General features: G+C 41.3%; 11 protein-coding genes. All 11 read left to right on the forward strand.

The window, feature by feature from the left end:
• Positions 1-345: 345 nt before the first annotated feature.
• The 11 genes from M5A78_RS14955 to M5A78_RS15005 all read left to right on the forward strand — a co-directional run bounded on the left by M5A78_RS14955 (position 346) and on the right by M5A78_RS15005 (position 16284).
• Complete coding sequence (locus M5A78_RS14955) at positions 346-1578, forward strand: Zn-dependent hydrolase (protein WP_248736081.1); 1233 nt, start codon at positions 346-348, stop codon at positions 1576-1578.
• Positions 1579-1972: 394 nt separating this feature from the next.
• Positions 1973-3202, forward strand: coding sequence for a sensor histidine kinase (locus tag M5A78_RS14960; RefSeq protein ID WP_248736082.1), 1230 nt, complete (start codon positions 1973-1975; stop codon positions 3200-3202).
• Between the two features lie 10 nt (positions 3203-3212).
• Positions 3213-3866, forward strand: coding sequence for a response regulator transcription factor (locus tag M5A78_RS14965; RefSeq protein WP_248736083.1), 654 nt, complete (start codon positions 3213-3215; stop codon positions 3864-3866).
• 9 nt (positions 3867-3875) lie between these two features.
• Complete coding sequence (locus tag M5A78_RS14970) at positions 3876-4781, forward strand: GAF domain-containing protein (RefSeq protein ID WP_248736084.1); 906 nt, start codon at positions 3876-3878, stop codon at positions 4779-4781.
• Between the two features lie 762 nt (positions 4782-5543).
• The gene (locus M5A78_RS14975) at positions 5544-6836 is read left to right on the forward strand and encodes a NarK family nitrate/nitrite MFS transporter (RefSeq protein WP_248736085.1); all 1293 of its coding nucleotides are present in this window, start codon (positions 5544-5546) and stop codon (positions 6834-6836) included.
• A gap of 51 nt (positions 6837-6887) precedes the next feature.
• A complete protein-coding gene (locus M5A78_RS14980) occupies positions 6888-8102 on the forward strand; it encodes a nitrate/nitrite transporter (RefSeq protein ID WP_248736086.1) in 1215 nt (404 codons plus the stop codon).
• Positions 8103-8154: 52 nt separating this feature from the next.
• Positions 8155-11847 carry a nitrate reductase subunit alpha gene (locus tag M5A78_RS14985; RefSeq protein WP_248736087.1) on the forward strand — a complete coding sequence of 1231 codons (3693 nt, stop codon included), beginning with the start codon at positions 8155-8157 and terminating at the stop codon, positions 11845-11847.
• A complete protein-coding gene (narH, locus tag M5A78_RS14990; protein WP_248736088.1) occupies positions 11837-13348 on the forward strand; it encodes a nitrate reductase subunit beta in 1512 nt (503 codons plus the stop codon). The genes M5A78_RS14985 and narH overlap by 11 nt, the downstream gene beginning before the upstream one ends.
• Positions 13308-13883 carry a nitrate reductase molybdenum cofactor assembly chaperone gene (gene narJ / locus M5A78_RS14995; protein WP_248736089.1) on the forward strand — a complete coding sequence of 192 codons (576 nt, stop codon included), beginning with the start codon at positions 13308-13310 and terminating at the stop codon, positions 13881-13883. Before narH ends, narJ begins: the two co-directional genes overlap by 41 nt.
• Positions 13884-13886: 3 nt before the next feature.
• Entirely contained in the window at positions 13887-14561 is a 675-nt protein-coding gene (gene narI, locus M5A78_RS15000; protein ID WP_264760462.1) for a respiratory nitrate reductase subunit gamma, read from the forward strand.
• A gap of 262 nt (positions 14562-14823) precedes the next feature.
• Positions 14824-16284, forward strand: coding sequence for a substrate-binding domain-containing protein (locus M5A78_RS15005; RefSeq protein WP_248736090.1), 1461 nt, complete (start codon positions 14824-14826; stop codon positions 16282-16284).
• Positions 16285-16378 lie beyond the last annotated feature (94 nt).

Here is a 16378-nt window from a genome sequence, read left to right on the forward strand (position 1 = left end):
GACTACGGCTTGTTCTCTAAATTATTTTCAGTGGTAGGGTTGGGAGTTGAGGCTCATGATAGTTTTTTTAGTTCGTATTAATAGTAGAATTATACAAATGATAAAACAATTTGCCGGAAAGATTTTATGTTTTGTCTAGTGACAGCTTGAGAATGTATTATATAATTAAAATGACTGAATATTTTTACAAATAATAAAATAAGATAACCTTGGGAACGGAACTTCTTGTGTAATGAAGGTCGTTGCAGTTACTAGTAAACTGAATTTCCGCTTTTCTGCTCCATGAGATTTATTAACACACATAAAAACGTTCTTAATCTCATTTTTAAGAGGGAGTGTGTAACCATGCAAAAGCAAAAGTTATTGATTAATGGGGAAAGGCTTAAAAAGGAACTGGAACGATTTGCCGACTTTGGTCGGACTGAAAACAATGGGGTTACCCGGTTGTCGTTATCTGAGGAAGATATCAAGGTAAGAAATTACTTCCGTTCTTGCTGCGAGGAATTAGGAATGACAGTCACGGTTGATGATATGGGATGTATGTATGCTACCCTCGATGGACTCGAAAATAAACCTCCTATTCTGATTGGGTCACATTTGGATACGGTAAAAAAAGGTGGCCGCTTTGATGGTGTGCTAGGTGTAGTAACTGGCTTAGAAGTAGTCAGAACCTTGGTGGAAAATAACATTAAGCCGCAAATACCGATTACGATTGTCAATTTTACAAATGAAGAAGGGGCAAGGTTTGAGCCTTCGATGATGGCATCAGGTGTGCTCTCTGGTAAATTTGAAAAATCTATCATGTTAAAAAAGAAAGATTCAGAGGGAATTACCTTTGAGGAAGCCCTCCAAGCCAGCGGGTACGAAGGTGCAGTTGAGAATCGCCTAAAAGAAGCGACCGCCTTTTTAGAGCTACATATTGAACAAGGACCAATCTTAGAAAATGTGGCGCTCACAATTGGCGTTGTAGAATGTGTTGTGGGAATGGCCTGCTTCGAGATTGAAGTAACAGGGGAGTCGGATCATGCCGGTACAACCCCAATGAACATGAGAAAGGATGCTCTGTTTGCCACCAATAATTTAATCAACGAAATCCGCAAACGCTTAGGTGCGTTAGATGAAGAATTAGTCTTCACCATCGGCAGGGTGAATGTGTATCCGAGTATCCATACGGTGATTCCAAACAAGGTAGTCTTTTCACTGGAGGCACGGCATAAGGATCCTGAAATCGTTAGCACCTATAAGGATTTTGTTCAAGGCCTTCCGCATTTAGGAGTCAATGAGGGTTGTGAGGTTAAAGTGACAAAATTATGGGAGCGGGATACCGTTTGGTTTGAACCGGAAATCTGTAATCTCTTAGAACAATCTGCCCAATCGTTGGGGTATTCCAATAAACGAATGGTCAGCGGTGCCGGGCATGATGCTCAATTCATTGCCAGCTACGTCCCAACGGCGATGCTGTTTGTTCCAAGTATTAATGGAAAAAGCCATTGCGAAGAAGAGCTAACGACTTGGGAAGATTGCGAAAAAGGGGTAAATGTTGTGTTAGATACCGTCTTAACGTTGTTATCAAAATAAGGGTTCATTTTTGAAAAAAATAGAAACTGTAGACTTTTTCGCCTGGCGGAAGAGTCTTTTTTTGGTTTTTATACTTTTAAAAGAAAATAAAAGTTTAAAACTACACTTTCGAATTTTGGAAAAAACACATACATTTTACTGCAGAAAGGTGGATGAAAATGGGAAAAAAACTTTTAAGTTTAATAGAATGTCTCCACTTCACTTATGTTCACAAGATAGTAAAAATCAGACAGCTGAAATGTGATTTGCATCACAGAGCAACAAGCACCATAAGCGGTAATAATAAAGGAGAGGAACTTTCTAAATAGAGTGAAAATTAAATAGATTAACAACTTACTAACTTTTAAATTATATGTAGTCCCAGTGAGTAGAAATTAGGGTGAGGGGGAGTTTTATGCATTCAGGTATTAGGGTTCCTAACAGACCCTTGTATTTGTTTTTATTAAAAAATGGACTAATCAGCATCATTGTTTCACTGATCATCGTCCAATCTTTAGTATTCATGCTTCAGGTTGATATTCATTATTTAGACAAATTGCCATTATTTTTTTTCGTCCTCATCATTATCACAGTCTTTTTTATGATTATTTTTATTCAGGAAAGAAAATTACGTTCTAAACAAGAACAAATTCTTGCTGTCATTAAAAATAGTACCCAAAGTATCTTCATTCTCGATAAAAATAAAAATATTATCAGTCTAAATGGTGCCGGGAAAGATTTGCTTAATCTATCAGATAAAGAGATTGTTAATTTTTGTGATATTTGTTCCACTTATCCAGGTGCTGATAAAATTTGCGATGCGTCAAAGTGCTTTTTGATGAACGATCAGGAAAATCCGGTAGAATTTTATATTAAATCTCATAAAGCCCTTATTCCAGTGCAAGCGACCATTTCTTATTACACAACCCCTGAGAATGAAAAAGGGACGGTCATTGGCCTGCAAAAGGTTAGTGAAAAACGAAAAGAGGAACAAAAAAAAATCGAAAAAATGATTACCCATTCTATTTTTCAAGCTCAAGAGAAAGAAAGAAAGCTCATTTCAAGGGAACTACACGATGGAATTGGGCAGTCATTATTCGGAATACTCCTGCAAGCAGATATCATCAAATCTATTCCAGAAAATAAAAACGGAAAAGATTTACAGCTTGAAAAAATTCAGCGAATGATTACTCAAACGATCGAAGATGTCCGAAATTTATCTTCTGAATTACGTCCCTCGACTCTCGATGATCATGGACTTATTGCTACTTTAAAGAACTTTATCCGAGATTTTGGCAACCGGTTTGGGTTGCAAATAAATTTTACCTTTAAAGGGGATAAGGAGCGTCTACCTTCGTCAATTGAAACAGCTTTGTATCGCATTGTCCAAGAAGCTTTGATTAACGCAGCGAAGTATGCAAGTGCAGAGCGGATTGATATTGTCATTGATGTGGATAAACATCTAGACAAAGTCTCACTATCCATAGCGGATTTCGGCAAAGGATTTGAGCTCAATCCATCAAATCGAAACGGGGTGGGGATTTATAGTATGGAAGAGAGAGCCTCTATATTAGGAGGAGATTTTTCGATTGCCTCAGAAATTGGCAAGGGAACACAGATTCAAGTAATTATTCCGATTGGATAAGGTGATAAAGATGAATAAAATTCGGATCTTTTTAGTAGATGATCATGCCGTTGTCCGTGATGGACTTTACTTATTATTGAATACTCAATCAGACATGGTCGTCATTGGGGACGCCGCCGAAGGAAATGAAGCACTGTTAAAAATCCCCAAGGTCAACCCTGATGTGGTCATCATGGACTTAAGTATGCCGAATGGGAGAGATGGGCTGCCAACCACGAGTGAGCTGATTCAAAATTTTCCAGATATAAGGGTTCTTATTTTATCGATGCATGATGACCAAGATTCTTTGTTTAGAGCATTAAAAGCGGGAGCATCTGGTTTTTTGTTGAAATCATCTCTGGGGCAAGAGTTGGTAACGGCTATTCGGCAGGTGTATTCTGGACAGGCATATCTTTATCCAAATGCCCAGAAAAGAGTAATTGAGCATGTATTCCATGATACAGGAGAAGATTACAATGATTCCTTTGATCTTCTAACGGAACGTGAAAAAGAGATTTGTAGTCTGGTGGCAAAAGGTTATACCAATAAAGAAACTGGGGAACTTTTAAATATTAGTCCTAGAACTGTAGAAACACATAAATCTAAAATTATGGAAAAACTAAAACTAACGACACGAAGAGACTTAGTGCAGTTTGCATTAAAAAGAGGTCTTTTAGATAATTAGGTGAACACTATGACAAAGCAAAAAGTAGGATTAAAAGAAATACTGACGTTAAAGCTTCAATTACTTGTATCTGAACTAAATGCAGATTTTTCTGCGATCGCCTTTTATGATCCTCTTAATCTTGAATTCCGCTGGCGTTTAGCCATTGGATCATTAAATAACCGTTATACAAGCATTGTTGTTAGTAGTGGCAAGGGAATTTGCGGACGGACATTAAAAACAAAGCGAGAGTTTGTTATCACAAATTTCCCGGAAGAACTTCAGGATGAGGCTCTTGAGTTTCCAATCTTAATCATAGAAGAACTTAAATCCGCAGTATCAGTGCCGTTGCTTTTTCAATCGCAGCTAATTGGAGTTTTGCTTATCGGTCAAAGGACATGTAGAAACTATGAAGCTATTGAAATAGAATCTATGAAACTTGCCGCAGAAGAGATTCTAAGTGACTATATTCAAGAACGAGAGACAGAACAAACAAGCACTGAAGAAAAAAAGGATACAAAAAAATCTGCCCTTTCCCGCTATTTTGTTGAAGAAAAGTCAAAATGGGGAGGAAAATTGGAAATCATTTTGCTAGATCAACGCATAACCTTGCTATCAATAGAGGCACAACAGAGCCTTATCTCTATATTTACACTTCTTTTTGACCGTGCATTTAGAGCGGAAAACAATTCTAAGGTTAAAGTGATTATCGAACTAAAATCTGAACAGCAATTTGCTGTTCAAATTGAAACCTATCATTACTTGCATCTTTCTGAAGAAGTGTTCTCGTGCCTTGCGGATAAAGTGAGAAAAATCAATGGAAGTATTGAAACGGTTTTTGACAATGAACGAACGATTTTAACCATGAACTTTTTTCTTAGCTTACTTATAAATGACCAGCTTTGGAATACAGCCCCAGAATCACGGAACCGATAATGACTCATATTTTCTTCTTATGACCTATTCACAATGATGGATAGGTCCTTTTGTGTTGAATCAGAATTCCTATCATTCGACTTTGAGAATTGTCTAGCTCCACAAGGAAATCTTCGGCAGCATTAATATCGCACGAAGGAAAAGCGATAGCTTTTTCGAGTAGCGCCTTGTGTACTTAGCACTACTCCCTACGATAAGTCAATATCGGGTCGCTAACGCTCTCCGTGTTGTCTAGCTCCAGCGCCTAGGGGCTCGAGGTCATAAGCACATCCGGCAAGAAGGTTAAAAAGCAACATTCTCGCAGGCTCGTCTTATGCCTGGCTACTTTCGTACGCATATAGGAAGACTAATCTCTGGCTTCGCTACGCTTGCCAGTCGATAAGTCTTCCTATATCGCCCCTAGGTAAGGCGGTTGCGCTTTTCTTATAAGATAAGAAAGATAAAATTTTCGACTTTGAGAATTGTCCAGCTCCAGCGCCCAGCGGCTAGTGTACTTCGCCCTTTTCCCTACGATAAGTCAACATCGGATCGCTATCGCTCTCCGTGTTTCCTTTATCTCAGTCAAAGTGCTCCAGTCCATACGCCGCTTAACGGGCGCTTTCGCTTTTCTTATAAGTGAATAAATTGTGAACATTTGAGTAATCCACGATACCAAAATATGTAGTTTCCCTTACGAAACTGAGGTGTAACCCTGATATTCATCGTTTTTGAAAGCCTTTACAATGAAAGCAATAAAGCAAGAAAAAGAGAGGATGAAGGGAAATGGGGAGAATTAAGCATTGGGACCCGGAAAATAGTCAGAACTGGATATCGGAAGGAAAACATCATGCAAAACGAAATCTGTGGATTTCCATACCATCGCTGTTTTTAGCATTTGTCGTTTGGCAAATATGGTCAGTTGTAGCAGTTAAACTGAATGACGTTGGTTTTAATTTTACCTCAAGCGAACTTTTTACACTTGCCGCACTACCAGGGCTTGTTGGGGCAACACTGAGAATATTTTTTACCTTTATGCCGGGGATATTTGGAGGGAAAAACTGGACGGTAATTAGTACTGCTGCTCTTTTACTACCAGCCCTCGGAATAGGCTTTGCTGTTCAAAACACGGCGACATCTTTTACCACGATGGCCATTTTAGCGGCTCTATGTGGAATTGGCGGAGGAAATTTCTCGTCATCGATGGCAAATATTAGCTTCTTTTTTCCAAAAAAATTAAAAGGTGCTGCTAATGGCTTGAATGCCGGTATTGGTAATCTAGGGGTAAGTGCTGTTCAATTCTTAACTCCGATTGTGATTACAGCGGGAGCTTTTGCTGGAATCGTTGGTTCCTCGCAATTAATGAAGGATGGGAAAGAAGTTTGGATCCAAAATGCTGCCTTTATTTGGGTCATCCCCATTGTGATTGTCACAATCTGTGCCTTTTTCGGAATGGATAATCTCCCGAATACAAAGCAATCGTTTAAGGAACAATCAGTAATTTTTAAAAATAAGCATACTTGGATCATGTCATGGCTGTATACGATGTGTTTCGGTTCTTTTATTGGCTATGCGGCAGCTTTTCCGCTGCTCATTAAATCTGAATTTCCGGAAGTAAATGCCCTTCAGCTAGCATTTTTAGGACCGCTTGTTGGTGCATCGGTCAGGCCGATCGGCGGCTGGATTGCAGATAAGATAGGCGGAGCTAAAATAACGTTTTGGGATATTATCATCATGATTGCGGCAACAGTAGGAGTTATTTATTTCTTAAATGAGAAGAATTTTACCGGATTTTTAATCATGTTTATTATTCTCTTTTTCACAACAGGAATTGCCAATGGTTCTACGTTTAGGATGATTCCGATAATTTTTGAACCGAAGCAGGCTGCACCTGTTCTTGGTTTTACAGCAGCCATTGCTGCATATGGCGCCTTCTTAATTCCAAAGGTATTCAGCTGGTCGATATCGATTTCCAACTCTGCTAATTTAGCACTCTATCTCTTTATCGGGTATTACGTTATAAGTCTTGGAGTTTGCTGGTTCTTCTATTCACGCAAAAATGCAGAAGTGAAGTGCTAGTCCCTTTGTGATGGAGGAATAAGATGTAAAAAATGATTAGGAGTGAAACAGATGGGTAATTTAAAGGCCTTTTTTAAAAGTGGACATTTACCGACATTACTATCATCCTTTCTTTATTTTGATATTAGTTTCATGATCTGGGTAATGTTAGGGGCAACCTCTACATTTATTGTTCAGGATTTTGGATTGTCACCAGCAGAAAAAGGGCTAATGGTTGGGATCCCTATTTTAGGGGGATCCCTGCTCCGGATCCCGATGGGTCTGCTTGCCGATCGCTTTGGCGGAAAGCGAATGGGTATGATCGGAATGATGCTGACGATGCTTCCGCTTTTTTGGGGAATGTGGTTTGGGAATTCATTAACGGAAGTTCAGGCATTTGGATTTCTACTAGGGATAGCAGGTGCAAGCTTTGCTGTTGCTCTGCCTCTTGCAAGCCGTTGGTATCCTCTCGAACATCAAGGTCTGGCGATGGGGATAGCTGGAGCAGGAAATAGTGGCACCGTATTGGCGACTTTGTTTGCCCCTCGAATTGCCCAAGCCTTTGGCTGGCATGGTGTATTCGGTTTTGCACTTATTCCACTATTTGCAGCATTTATCATTTTTGCCATTTTTGCAAAGGACAGTCCCAATACACCTAAGCCTCAAAAGCTTTCACAGTACTTAGGCATTGTAAAAATCAAAGAAACATGGATTTTTAGCTTCTTTTACAGCTTATCGTTTGGCGGTTTTGTTGGTTTAACAAGTTACCTTGCTATCTTCTTTGTCGATCAATATGGAATTAGTAAAGTTACGGCGGGAGACTTTGTTACCATCACCGTCTTTGCCGGAAGTTTTGTTAGACCAATCGGCGGATATATAGCAGATCGGCTTGGAGGTATAAATCTCCTTATTAAATTGTTTACCTTAGCAGCAGCTGTACTTTGTATAATCGGTTTCCTTCCATCCATTTATGTAACTCTCCCTCTGTTTATCATCGCTATGCTTATTTTTGGTATTGCAAACGGAGCGATTTTTCAAGTGATTCCAACAAGATTTCCACGAGAGGTAGGGATTTTTACAGGATTCGTTGGTGCTGCGGGTGGATTGGGTGGTTTCTTTTTGCCAAATATTCTTGGAACCTTTAAGGAAATTACCGGCACATATGCCTTCGGTTTTTGGTGGATTGCCGCCACCTATATTGCTGCTCTCATCATCACTGTTTGGCTGCAACATTCTTGGGAAAAAAGTAACATCAAGGACTCCACTCCTGGTCTAAAAGCAATTTAATAACAACGGCTGGAATGAGGAACTATGCACTGAAAGAAGAAGGGAGATTGAAATGAAAACAAAATCTGGTAACTTCTTAAAAAAGCTTCGTTACTTTAAACCAATTGATACTTTATCAGATGGTTGGAGCCAGCTGACAGCTGGGAATCGAGAATGGGAAAATGTATATCGTCAGCGTTGGTCGCATGATAAGGTTGTCAGAACAACACATGGCGTAAACTGTACAGGATCGTGCAGCTGGAAGGTATTTGTAAAGGAAGGTATTATCACATGGGAAAACCAGCAGACAGATTATCCAAGCTGTGGACCCGATATGCCGGAATTTGAACCTAGGGGTTGTCCTCGTGGGGCAAGCTTTTCCTGGTACGTGTATAGCCCGCTTCGTGTGAAATATCCTTATGTTCGCGGGGTTCTCCTAAAATTATACCGTGAAGCATTGAAGCAGGAAAACGATCCGGTAAAAGCCTGGGCAAGTATAGTAGAAAATCCTGAAAAGGCAAAGGAATATAAATCCGCCCGCGGTAAAGGAGGTTTCATCCGTGCTACAAAGGAAGAGGTCAATGAAATGATTTCCGCTTCGCTTATTTATACCACGAAGAAATTCGGACCTGACCGGATTGCTGGATTTACCCCTATACCAGCGATGTCGATGGTTAGTTATGCAGCGGGTTCCCGCTTTTTATCGATGCTAGGCGCCCCGATGCTTAGCTTCTATGACTGGTATGCTGATCTGCCTCCAGCATCCCCACAAATCTGGGGTGAGCAAACGGATGTCCCGGAGAGCAGCGACTGGTATAACTCCGGGTATATCATGATGTGGGGCTCTAATGTGCCGATGACAAGAACACCTGACGCCCACTTTATGACAGAGGTACGCTATAAAGGAACAAAAGTGGTAACTGTCAGCCCGGACTATGCAGAAAATGTAAAATTTGCGGATGACTGGCTTCCCATCCAACCAGGGGAAGATGCCGCTCTGGCACAGGCGATGACCCATGTTATTTTAAAAGAGTTTTATGTTGACAAGAAGACGGATTACTTTTTTGAATACGCCCAAAAATATACCGATCTTCCTTATTTGATTACGTTAAAACAAAACGGCTCCGCTTATATTTCTGATCGTTTTTTAACCGCAAGTGACTTAGGTATGCCATTTACACATGCAGAATGGAAAACAGCTGTCATCGATCAACAGACAGGAAAAATTGTCATTCCTAACGGTAGTATTGGACATCGCTGGGGGAACAAAGGCCAGTGGAACCTACTGCAACAGGATGAACAGGGAAATCCTTTTGAACCGGAGTTAACCGTTCTTGGTCAGGAAGATCACATTGTTGATATCGACTTCCCGTTTTTTGATCGTGACGAAACACGAACATTTTCACGTCCTGTTCCCGTAAAGAAAGTTGTCAAAGCTTCCGGAGAAGAAATCTATGTGACGACGGTGTTTGATCTTATGCTTGCTCACTATGGGGTGAATCGTGAGGAACTGGGCAAAGGGAAATCATTTAGCTATGAAGACCCCCAGCCATACACACCTGCATGGCAGGAAAAATATACAGGAATAGACAAGAAGTTAGTCGTAAAAATTGCCAGAGAATTTGCCGAAAATGCCGTCGATACAAAGGGACGTTCTATGATTATCATGGGTGCCGGAATTAATCACTGGTTTAACGGTGACACCATTTACCGAAGCATTTTAAATCTTGTGTTATTGACAGGTTCACAAGGAGTTAATGGCGGCGGCTGGGCCCATTACGTCGGCCAAGAAAAATGCCGCGTTCCCGAAGGCTGGGGAACAATTGCCTTTGGCCGTGACTGGTCAATGCCGCCGCGCCTGCAAAATGCCACGTCTTTCTATTATTTTGCCACTGATCAATGGCGCTATGAGGAAACAAAGATGAATGAGCTTGCCTCACCACTTGTAAAAAAGGCAAGATACCGACATTCTGCCGATTACAACGTTCTTGCCGCAAGATTAGGCTGGCTGCCTTCTTATCCGCAATTTAATCGGAACTCTTTAGAGCTGTATGAAGAGGCACAAAAGGCCGGTGCCCAAACAACCGATGCTGCCCTAAAGTATGTGGTCAATGAGTTAAAGACAGGAAAGATGGAGTTTGCGATTGAAGACCCAGATCATCCTGTCAACTTCCCAAGAAACTTATTCGTTTGGCGTTCCAATCTCATTTCAAGCTCGGGAAAAGGACATGAATATTTCTTGAAGCACCTGCTCGGTACCTCTAATGGATTGCTTGGAGAAGAAAATCATTCGCTGAAGCCCGAGGAAATGAAGTGGAGAGCTGAGGGCGCAGAAGGGAAACTAGATCTCCTTGTCTCCATCGATTTCCGGATGGCGGGGAATGCCCTTTATTCCGATATTGTCTTACCTGCCGCAACTTGGTATGAAAAACATGATATTAGCAGTACAGATATGCATCCGTTCGTTCATCCATTCAACCCGGCAATTAACCCACCTTGGGAAGCACAATCGGATTGGGACACTTTTAAAGGAATTGCCAAAACTTTTTCAAAGATGGCTGAAGAGCACTTCCCGAAACCAATAAAGGATCTCGTAACAGTCCCGCTTCAGCATGATACACCTGATGAAATAGCCCAGCCTTTCGGCAAGGTCCTTGATTGGAAAAAAGGAGAAGCTGAAGCCGTGCCGGGTGTCACGATGCCTCGAATGATGTATGTAGACCGTGATTATAAGAAAATTTATGAAAAGTTTATTGCACTTGGGCCGCTTGTGGAGAAGAATCCTGTTGGTGCACACGGAATTTCATTTTCTGTCGCAGACCAATATCAGCAGCTGAAGGATATGAACGGGACAGTCGAAATCGAGGGGATATCTTATGGTATGCCAAGCATTGAGACAGGACGCCAGGCAGCAGAAGCAATGATGACATTATCAAGTGCCACAAACGGGCAAGTGGCGATGAAGGCTTGGGAAGCAGAAGAAGCAAAAACGGGTCTTTCCTTAAAGGATATTGCTGAAGACCAGGCTTCTGTTCACCATACCTTTCAGGACATTTCCATTCAGCCGCGTAAGGTGATTCCAACTCCAGTGTTTACTGGGTCAAATAAAGGGAATAAACGATATTCACCGTTTACGACTAATATTGAAAGATTTGTCCCTTTCAGAACATTAACGGGACGGCAGCATTTTTATCTTGATCATGAAATTATCAGCGAATACGGGGAAAATTTCCCGATTTATAAACCAACATTACCGGAAATGGTTTTTTCCAGCCGTGATAAAAAACCGAAGGAACAGGAGAATGAAATCACCCTTCGCTATTTAACACCACATGGCAAATGGAATATTCATAGTACCTACCAAGATAACTTGACGATGCTAACTCTTTTCCGGGGAGGGCCACATGTATGGATGAGTGAAAAAGATGCGGAACAGGCGGGGATCCAAGATAATGATTGGGTTGAAGTATACAACCGTAATGGTGTAGTAGCGGCAAGGGCTGTAACAAGTCATAAAATGCCAAAAGGAACGTTGTATATGTACCATGCTCAGGATAAACACATTAATACTCCAGGTACGACGATTACCGGTGAACGCGCGGGAACGCATAACAGTCCGACAAAAATCCATGTGAAGCCAACCCAAATTATTGGCGGCTATGCCCAGCTTAGCTATGGGTTTAACTACTATGGTCCAATCGGAAACCAACGTGATATTTACGTGTCCGTACGGAAGATGAAGGAGGTGCCTTGGCTTGAAGATTAAAGCACAAGTATCGATGGTGATGAACTTAGACAAATGTATTGGGTGTCATACCTGCAGTGTTACTTGTAAAAACACATGGACGAACCGCCCGGGAGCGGAGTATATCTGGTTTAATAATGTGGAAACAAAGCCGGGGGTTGGCTATCCGATTGAATGGGAAAATCAGGAGAAGCATAAAGGGGGCTGGGCTTTAAAAAACAATCAGCTCGAATTAAAATCCGGAAGTAAGTTGAGTAAACTTGCTCTTGGAAAAATCTTTCACAATCCTGATCTGCCAACGATTGATGAATATTATGAGCCATGGACCTATGATTATGAAAAATTGTTAAACAGCCCACAGAAGAGACATCAGCCTGTTGCCCGGCCCAAATCACTATTAACCGGGGAAACAATGGAGCTTGAATGGGGACCAAACTGGGAGGATAATCTAGCTGGTGCCCATGTAACAGGACAGAAGGATCCGAATATAAGGAAGCTTGGAGAGGCAATCAAGCTTGAATTTGAACAAGCCTTTATGATGTATATGCCCCGGATTTGTGAGCATTGCTTAAATCCTGGATGTGTCGCCTCCTGTCCTTCAGGTGCAATTTATAAAAGGGATGAAGACGGGATTGTGCTAGTTGACCAAGAGCAGTGCCGCGGCTGGAGATACTGTATGACAGGCTGTCCTTATAAAAAGGTTTATTTTAACTGGGAGACGCAAAAGGCAGAAAAATGTACCTTTTGTTTCCCGAGAATTGAAGCAGGACTACCAACTGTTTGTTCGGAAACATGTACAGGTCGTATCCGTTATATCGGAATCCTTCTTTATGATGCTGACAGGGTGAAAGAAGTGGCATCGACACCTAATGAAAAAGATTTATACAAGGAGCAGCTAAGCTTGTTCCTAGATCCAAATGACCCTGAAGTGATCGAGCAGGCTAAAAAAGACGGCATTTCTGAGGATTGGTTAGAAGCAGCCCGTAAATCGCCTATCTATAAACTGGCGATTAAATATAAAATTGCTCTTCCGCTTCATCCGGAATATCGTACATTACCGATGGTTTGGTATGTTCCCCCGCTTAGTCCATTTACAACCATGTTCGAGGGAAAGGATATAAACAGCACTTTAGAAGAGATGTTTCCTGCTATCAGCCAAATGAGAATCCCACTGGAATACCTGGCCAACATGCTGACAGCCGGAGACACAGACGTCATCAAGCAAGTACTAGAAAAGATGGTCATCATGCGTCATCATATGCGGGCAAAAACATTGGGGAAAAAACCAAATGAACAAATGCTTAAACAGATTGGAATGACAACGGAAGTAATCGAAGAAATGTATCGCTTGCTTGCAATCGCAAAATACGAAGATCGCTTTGTTATTCCTCCTGCTCATAAGGAACACTTCAACAATCTATACGGCGAGCAAGGGTCAATCGGATATAGCTTTGACTGTAATACTTGTAAAGTAGGTGGATATGATGGAGCAAAAGATGAATTCCATGTTCTCAAAAGATGAGGCCGAGGTTAGAGACACATTCAAAATGATTTCCTATCTACTCCAGTATCCAGATAAAAGGTGGATGCAATGGAGAGAACTGGTTGAGGAGGTTGAAGACTTTGAAAATCCTTCAATCAAAAACCCACTTGCCTCTTTTTTGGAAGCAATTGGGGATATTTCACTAGATGATTTGGAACAGGATTATGTAGACTTGTTTGACTTTAACCCAGCGTGCTCCCTTTCGTTAAGCTACTTAAAAACTGGTGAAAACCGGGAACGAGGACAAATTTTAGTAGAGTTAAAGACATTGTATAAAGAATATGGCTTTGAAATGACGGATGAGGAGCTTTCTGATTATTTGCCCGTTGTATTAGAATTTGCCTCGGTTGCCCCGCTTCGAATTTCTAGAAATCTGTTAGGAAGCTTGCGCGAACCGATTGAAAAATTGAAGAATGAGTTAGAAACGTTGAAAAGTCCGTATCTATTTTTGATAACCGGTTGTCTGTCCGGAATGGAATTACTTGAAAAAATCATTTTAGGTAGGAGGGAATAGAAGGTGCTTCAATTTCTTTGGGTTATTTTCCCCTATCTAATGATTACCAATTTTATTGTCGGGCATATTTACCGTTACAATGTGGATCAATTATCATGGACCGCTAAATCTAGTGAGTTTTTGGAGAAAAAGAATTTAAAATGGGGCAGTATGTTATTTCATATTGGGATCTTGTTTGTGTTTGTCGGGCATATCGCCGGTCTTCTTGTTCCTAAATCTCTCCTGGAAAGTCTCGGGGTTAGTGAATCGTTATATCATGTGGGAGCTGTATATGGAGGAGGGCTTGCCGGGATTATTACCTTGATTGGGATTCTCATTTTGTTGAATCGTCGTCTTACAAATAAACGGGTGCGGGTTACCAGTGATACTAGTGACGTGATTACAGTGATCCTCATCTTTCTGATTATCTTGATTGGAATCTATAATACATTAATTGGGAACAGGCTCCATCCCGATTTTGACTATCGAGAAACCATTAGTCCTTGGTTCAGGGGCTTGCTCACTTTTGTGCCGGACCCATCGTTAATGAAAAGCGCACCTATTGGCTTTCAGCTCCATATCTTGGTCTCGTTCTCCCTTATCGGAATATGGCCCTTTACTCGACTTGTGCATGTTTGGAGTGTCCCGCTTACCTATTTCAAACGGCGCTATATCATCTATCGGAAAAGAGCTGGCTAAGGATCCGCTCTTGCCCTAGAAGAATTTCAAGGATGTCTCATTGTCAGACCCCTTTATCACGATATACAGGAAAAGTCCAATTCAACTTTTACTATATATTGTGTTTAGAGCGAGGGGTCAGACTATTTTGAGACATCCTCTTTTTTATTGAAAGTCTGTATTTTACAAAAACTATATTGTAAAACGGGGGATAAAGGTGTAAAATTACACTTATAAATATTGGTAAATATACATACATTTTACTGTGAAAGGGAGGATTAACATGGGAAAAAAACTTTTGCTACTGTTAGTGAATTTCGGTGTAATGCCTTTTGTATTGTCTATCTTTTCTTTTATCATAATGATTACGGGGCTAGATGATATCATCATTGCTGCACTTCTGCCTCTTAGTATTGGCGGTATTCTCGTAGGCTTTTTACTAAATAAGAAGCGGGCTCAGTCCGGCAAATTGACAGGGCTTTTCACACTCTACCTTCTGCCGCTTGCCTATACTGCAGTATTATGGACTGTTTTTATGCTGATCAGCGGCGGGTTTTATGGGGCAAACTCCTGGTTTTACTATAGTATATTTCATCTGGCACTCGCACCCATCTATTTTATCGCCATGTTTAGTGGTGAAGGAAGATTGTTTCTATGGGCACCGTTAGCCTACGAGCTAGCATTTGTCATTGGGGTATTCATTGCAGTCTTAACAAGCAGGGTACGATCAGCTTTTAATAGGAGGCAATTGCTGTCTGTCTTGTCAGTGTTTGTCCTTGCGCTGGGTACGGGTGTTGCTGTTCAGTGGCAGCGCAGTCAAACGGTTTTGCCATCCTATGGTTTTAAATATGGTGGGGGCTACTCTAGTACGGACTTAACCCCGTATGAGGTGACGAATCCAGAAAACAAGCTGCCAAAGCTTACGGAAGCACCGACCTTTACAATCAAAAAACCTAGTGAAATGCCGATTTTAGACGGAGCAGAAGCGGCATTTCCGGTGTACTCAGCCTTTGCGAATGCAGCCTATGAGAATATTGAAAAAGAGAGCGGTGAAGCCGGGAAAATCGTTAGTTTTACCAATACGATTTATGCATATGAACACTTATTAGCGGGGGAAGTAGATATTTACTTTGGTGCCGTGCCATCAAAAGAGCAGCAGGAAATGGCGAAGGAAGCGGGAAAAGAACTGGTTATGACGCCTATTGGCAAGGAAGCCTTCGTCTTTTTTGTCAATCCAAGCAATCAAGTGGATAGCTTAAAAGTTTCTGAGATTAAAGACATCTACTCTGGAAAATTCAAAAATTGGAGCGATGTTGGCGGAAAGAATAAGAAAATTATTGCCTTTCAACGTCCGAAAAATTCTGGAAGCCAAACACTTTTGGAAAAGATTATGGGTGGAACGCCGATTATGAAGCCACTGAAGGAAGATGTACCTGAAGGAATGGGCGGGATTATCGAGCAGGTTGCTGATTATCGGAACTATGACAATTCGATTGGCTTTTCATTCCGCTTCTTTGCAACCGGGATGAAGGCCAATCCAAATATTAAACTACTGGCAATCAATGGAATTGAACCAAATCCGGAAAACATCGCGAGCAGTAAGTATCCATTCACCGCCACCCTATACGCAATAACGCTTAAGGACAACCCAAAACCAACCATTCAACCATTCCTAGAATGGATGCAAGGACCACAAGGGCAAGAAATTGTTGAAAGAATTGGATATATTAAAGCAGTTGAGTAGGGTGTCAGGCACCATCGGTGGACATTTGCCCGCGTGGAGTGGACATGATGTGTTTTTGCCGAAATGAAAAAGCGGGGAGCATCTCTAGTAGTTC

Source organism: Neobacillus rhizosphaerae (assembly GCF_937468385.1).
GTDB lineage: Bacteria > Bacillota > Bacilli > Bacillales > Cytobacillaceae > Neobacillus > Neobacillus rhizosphaerae.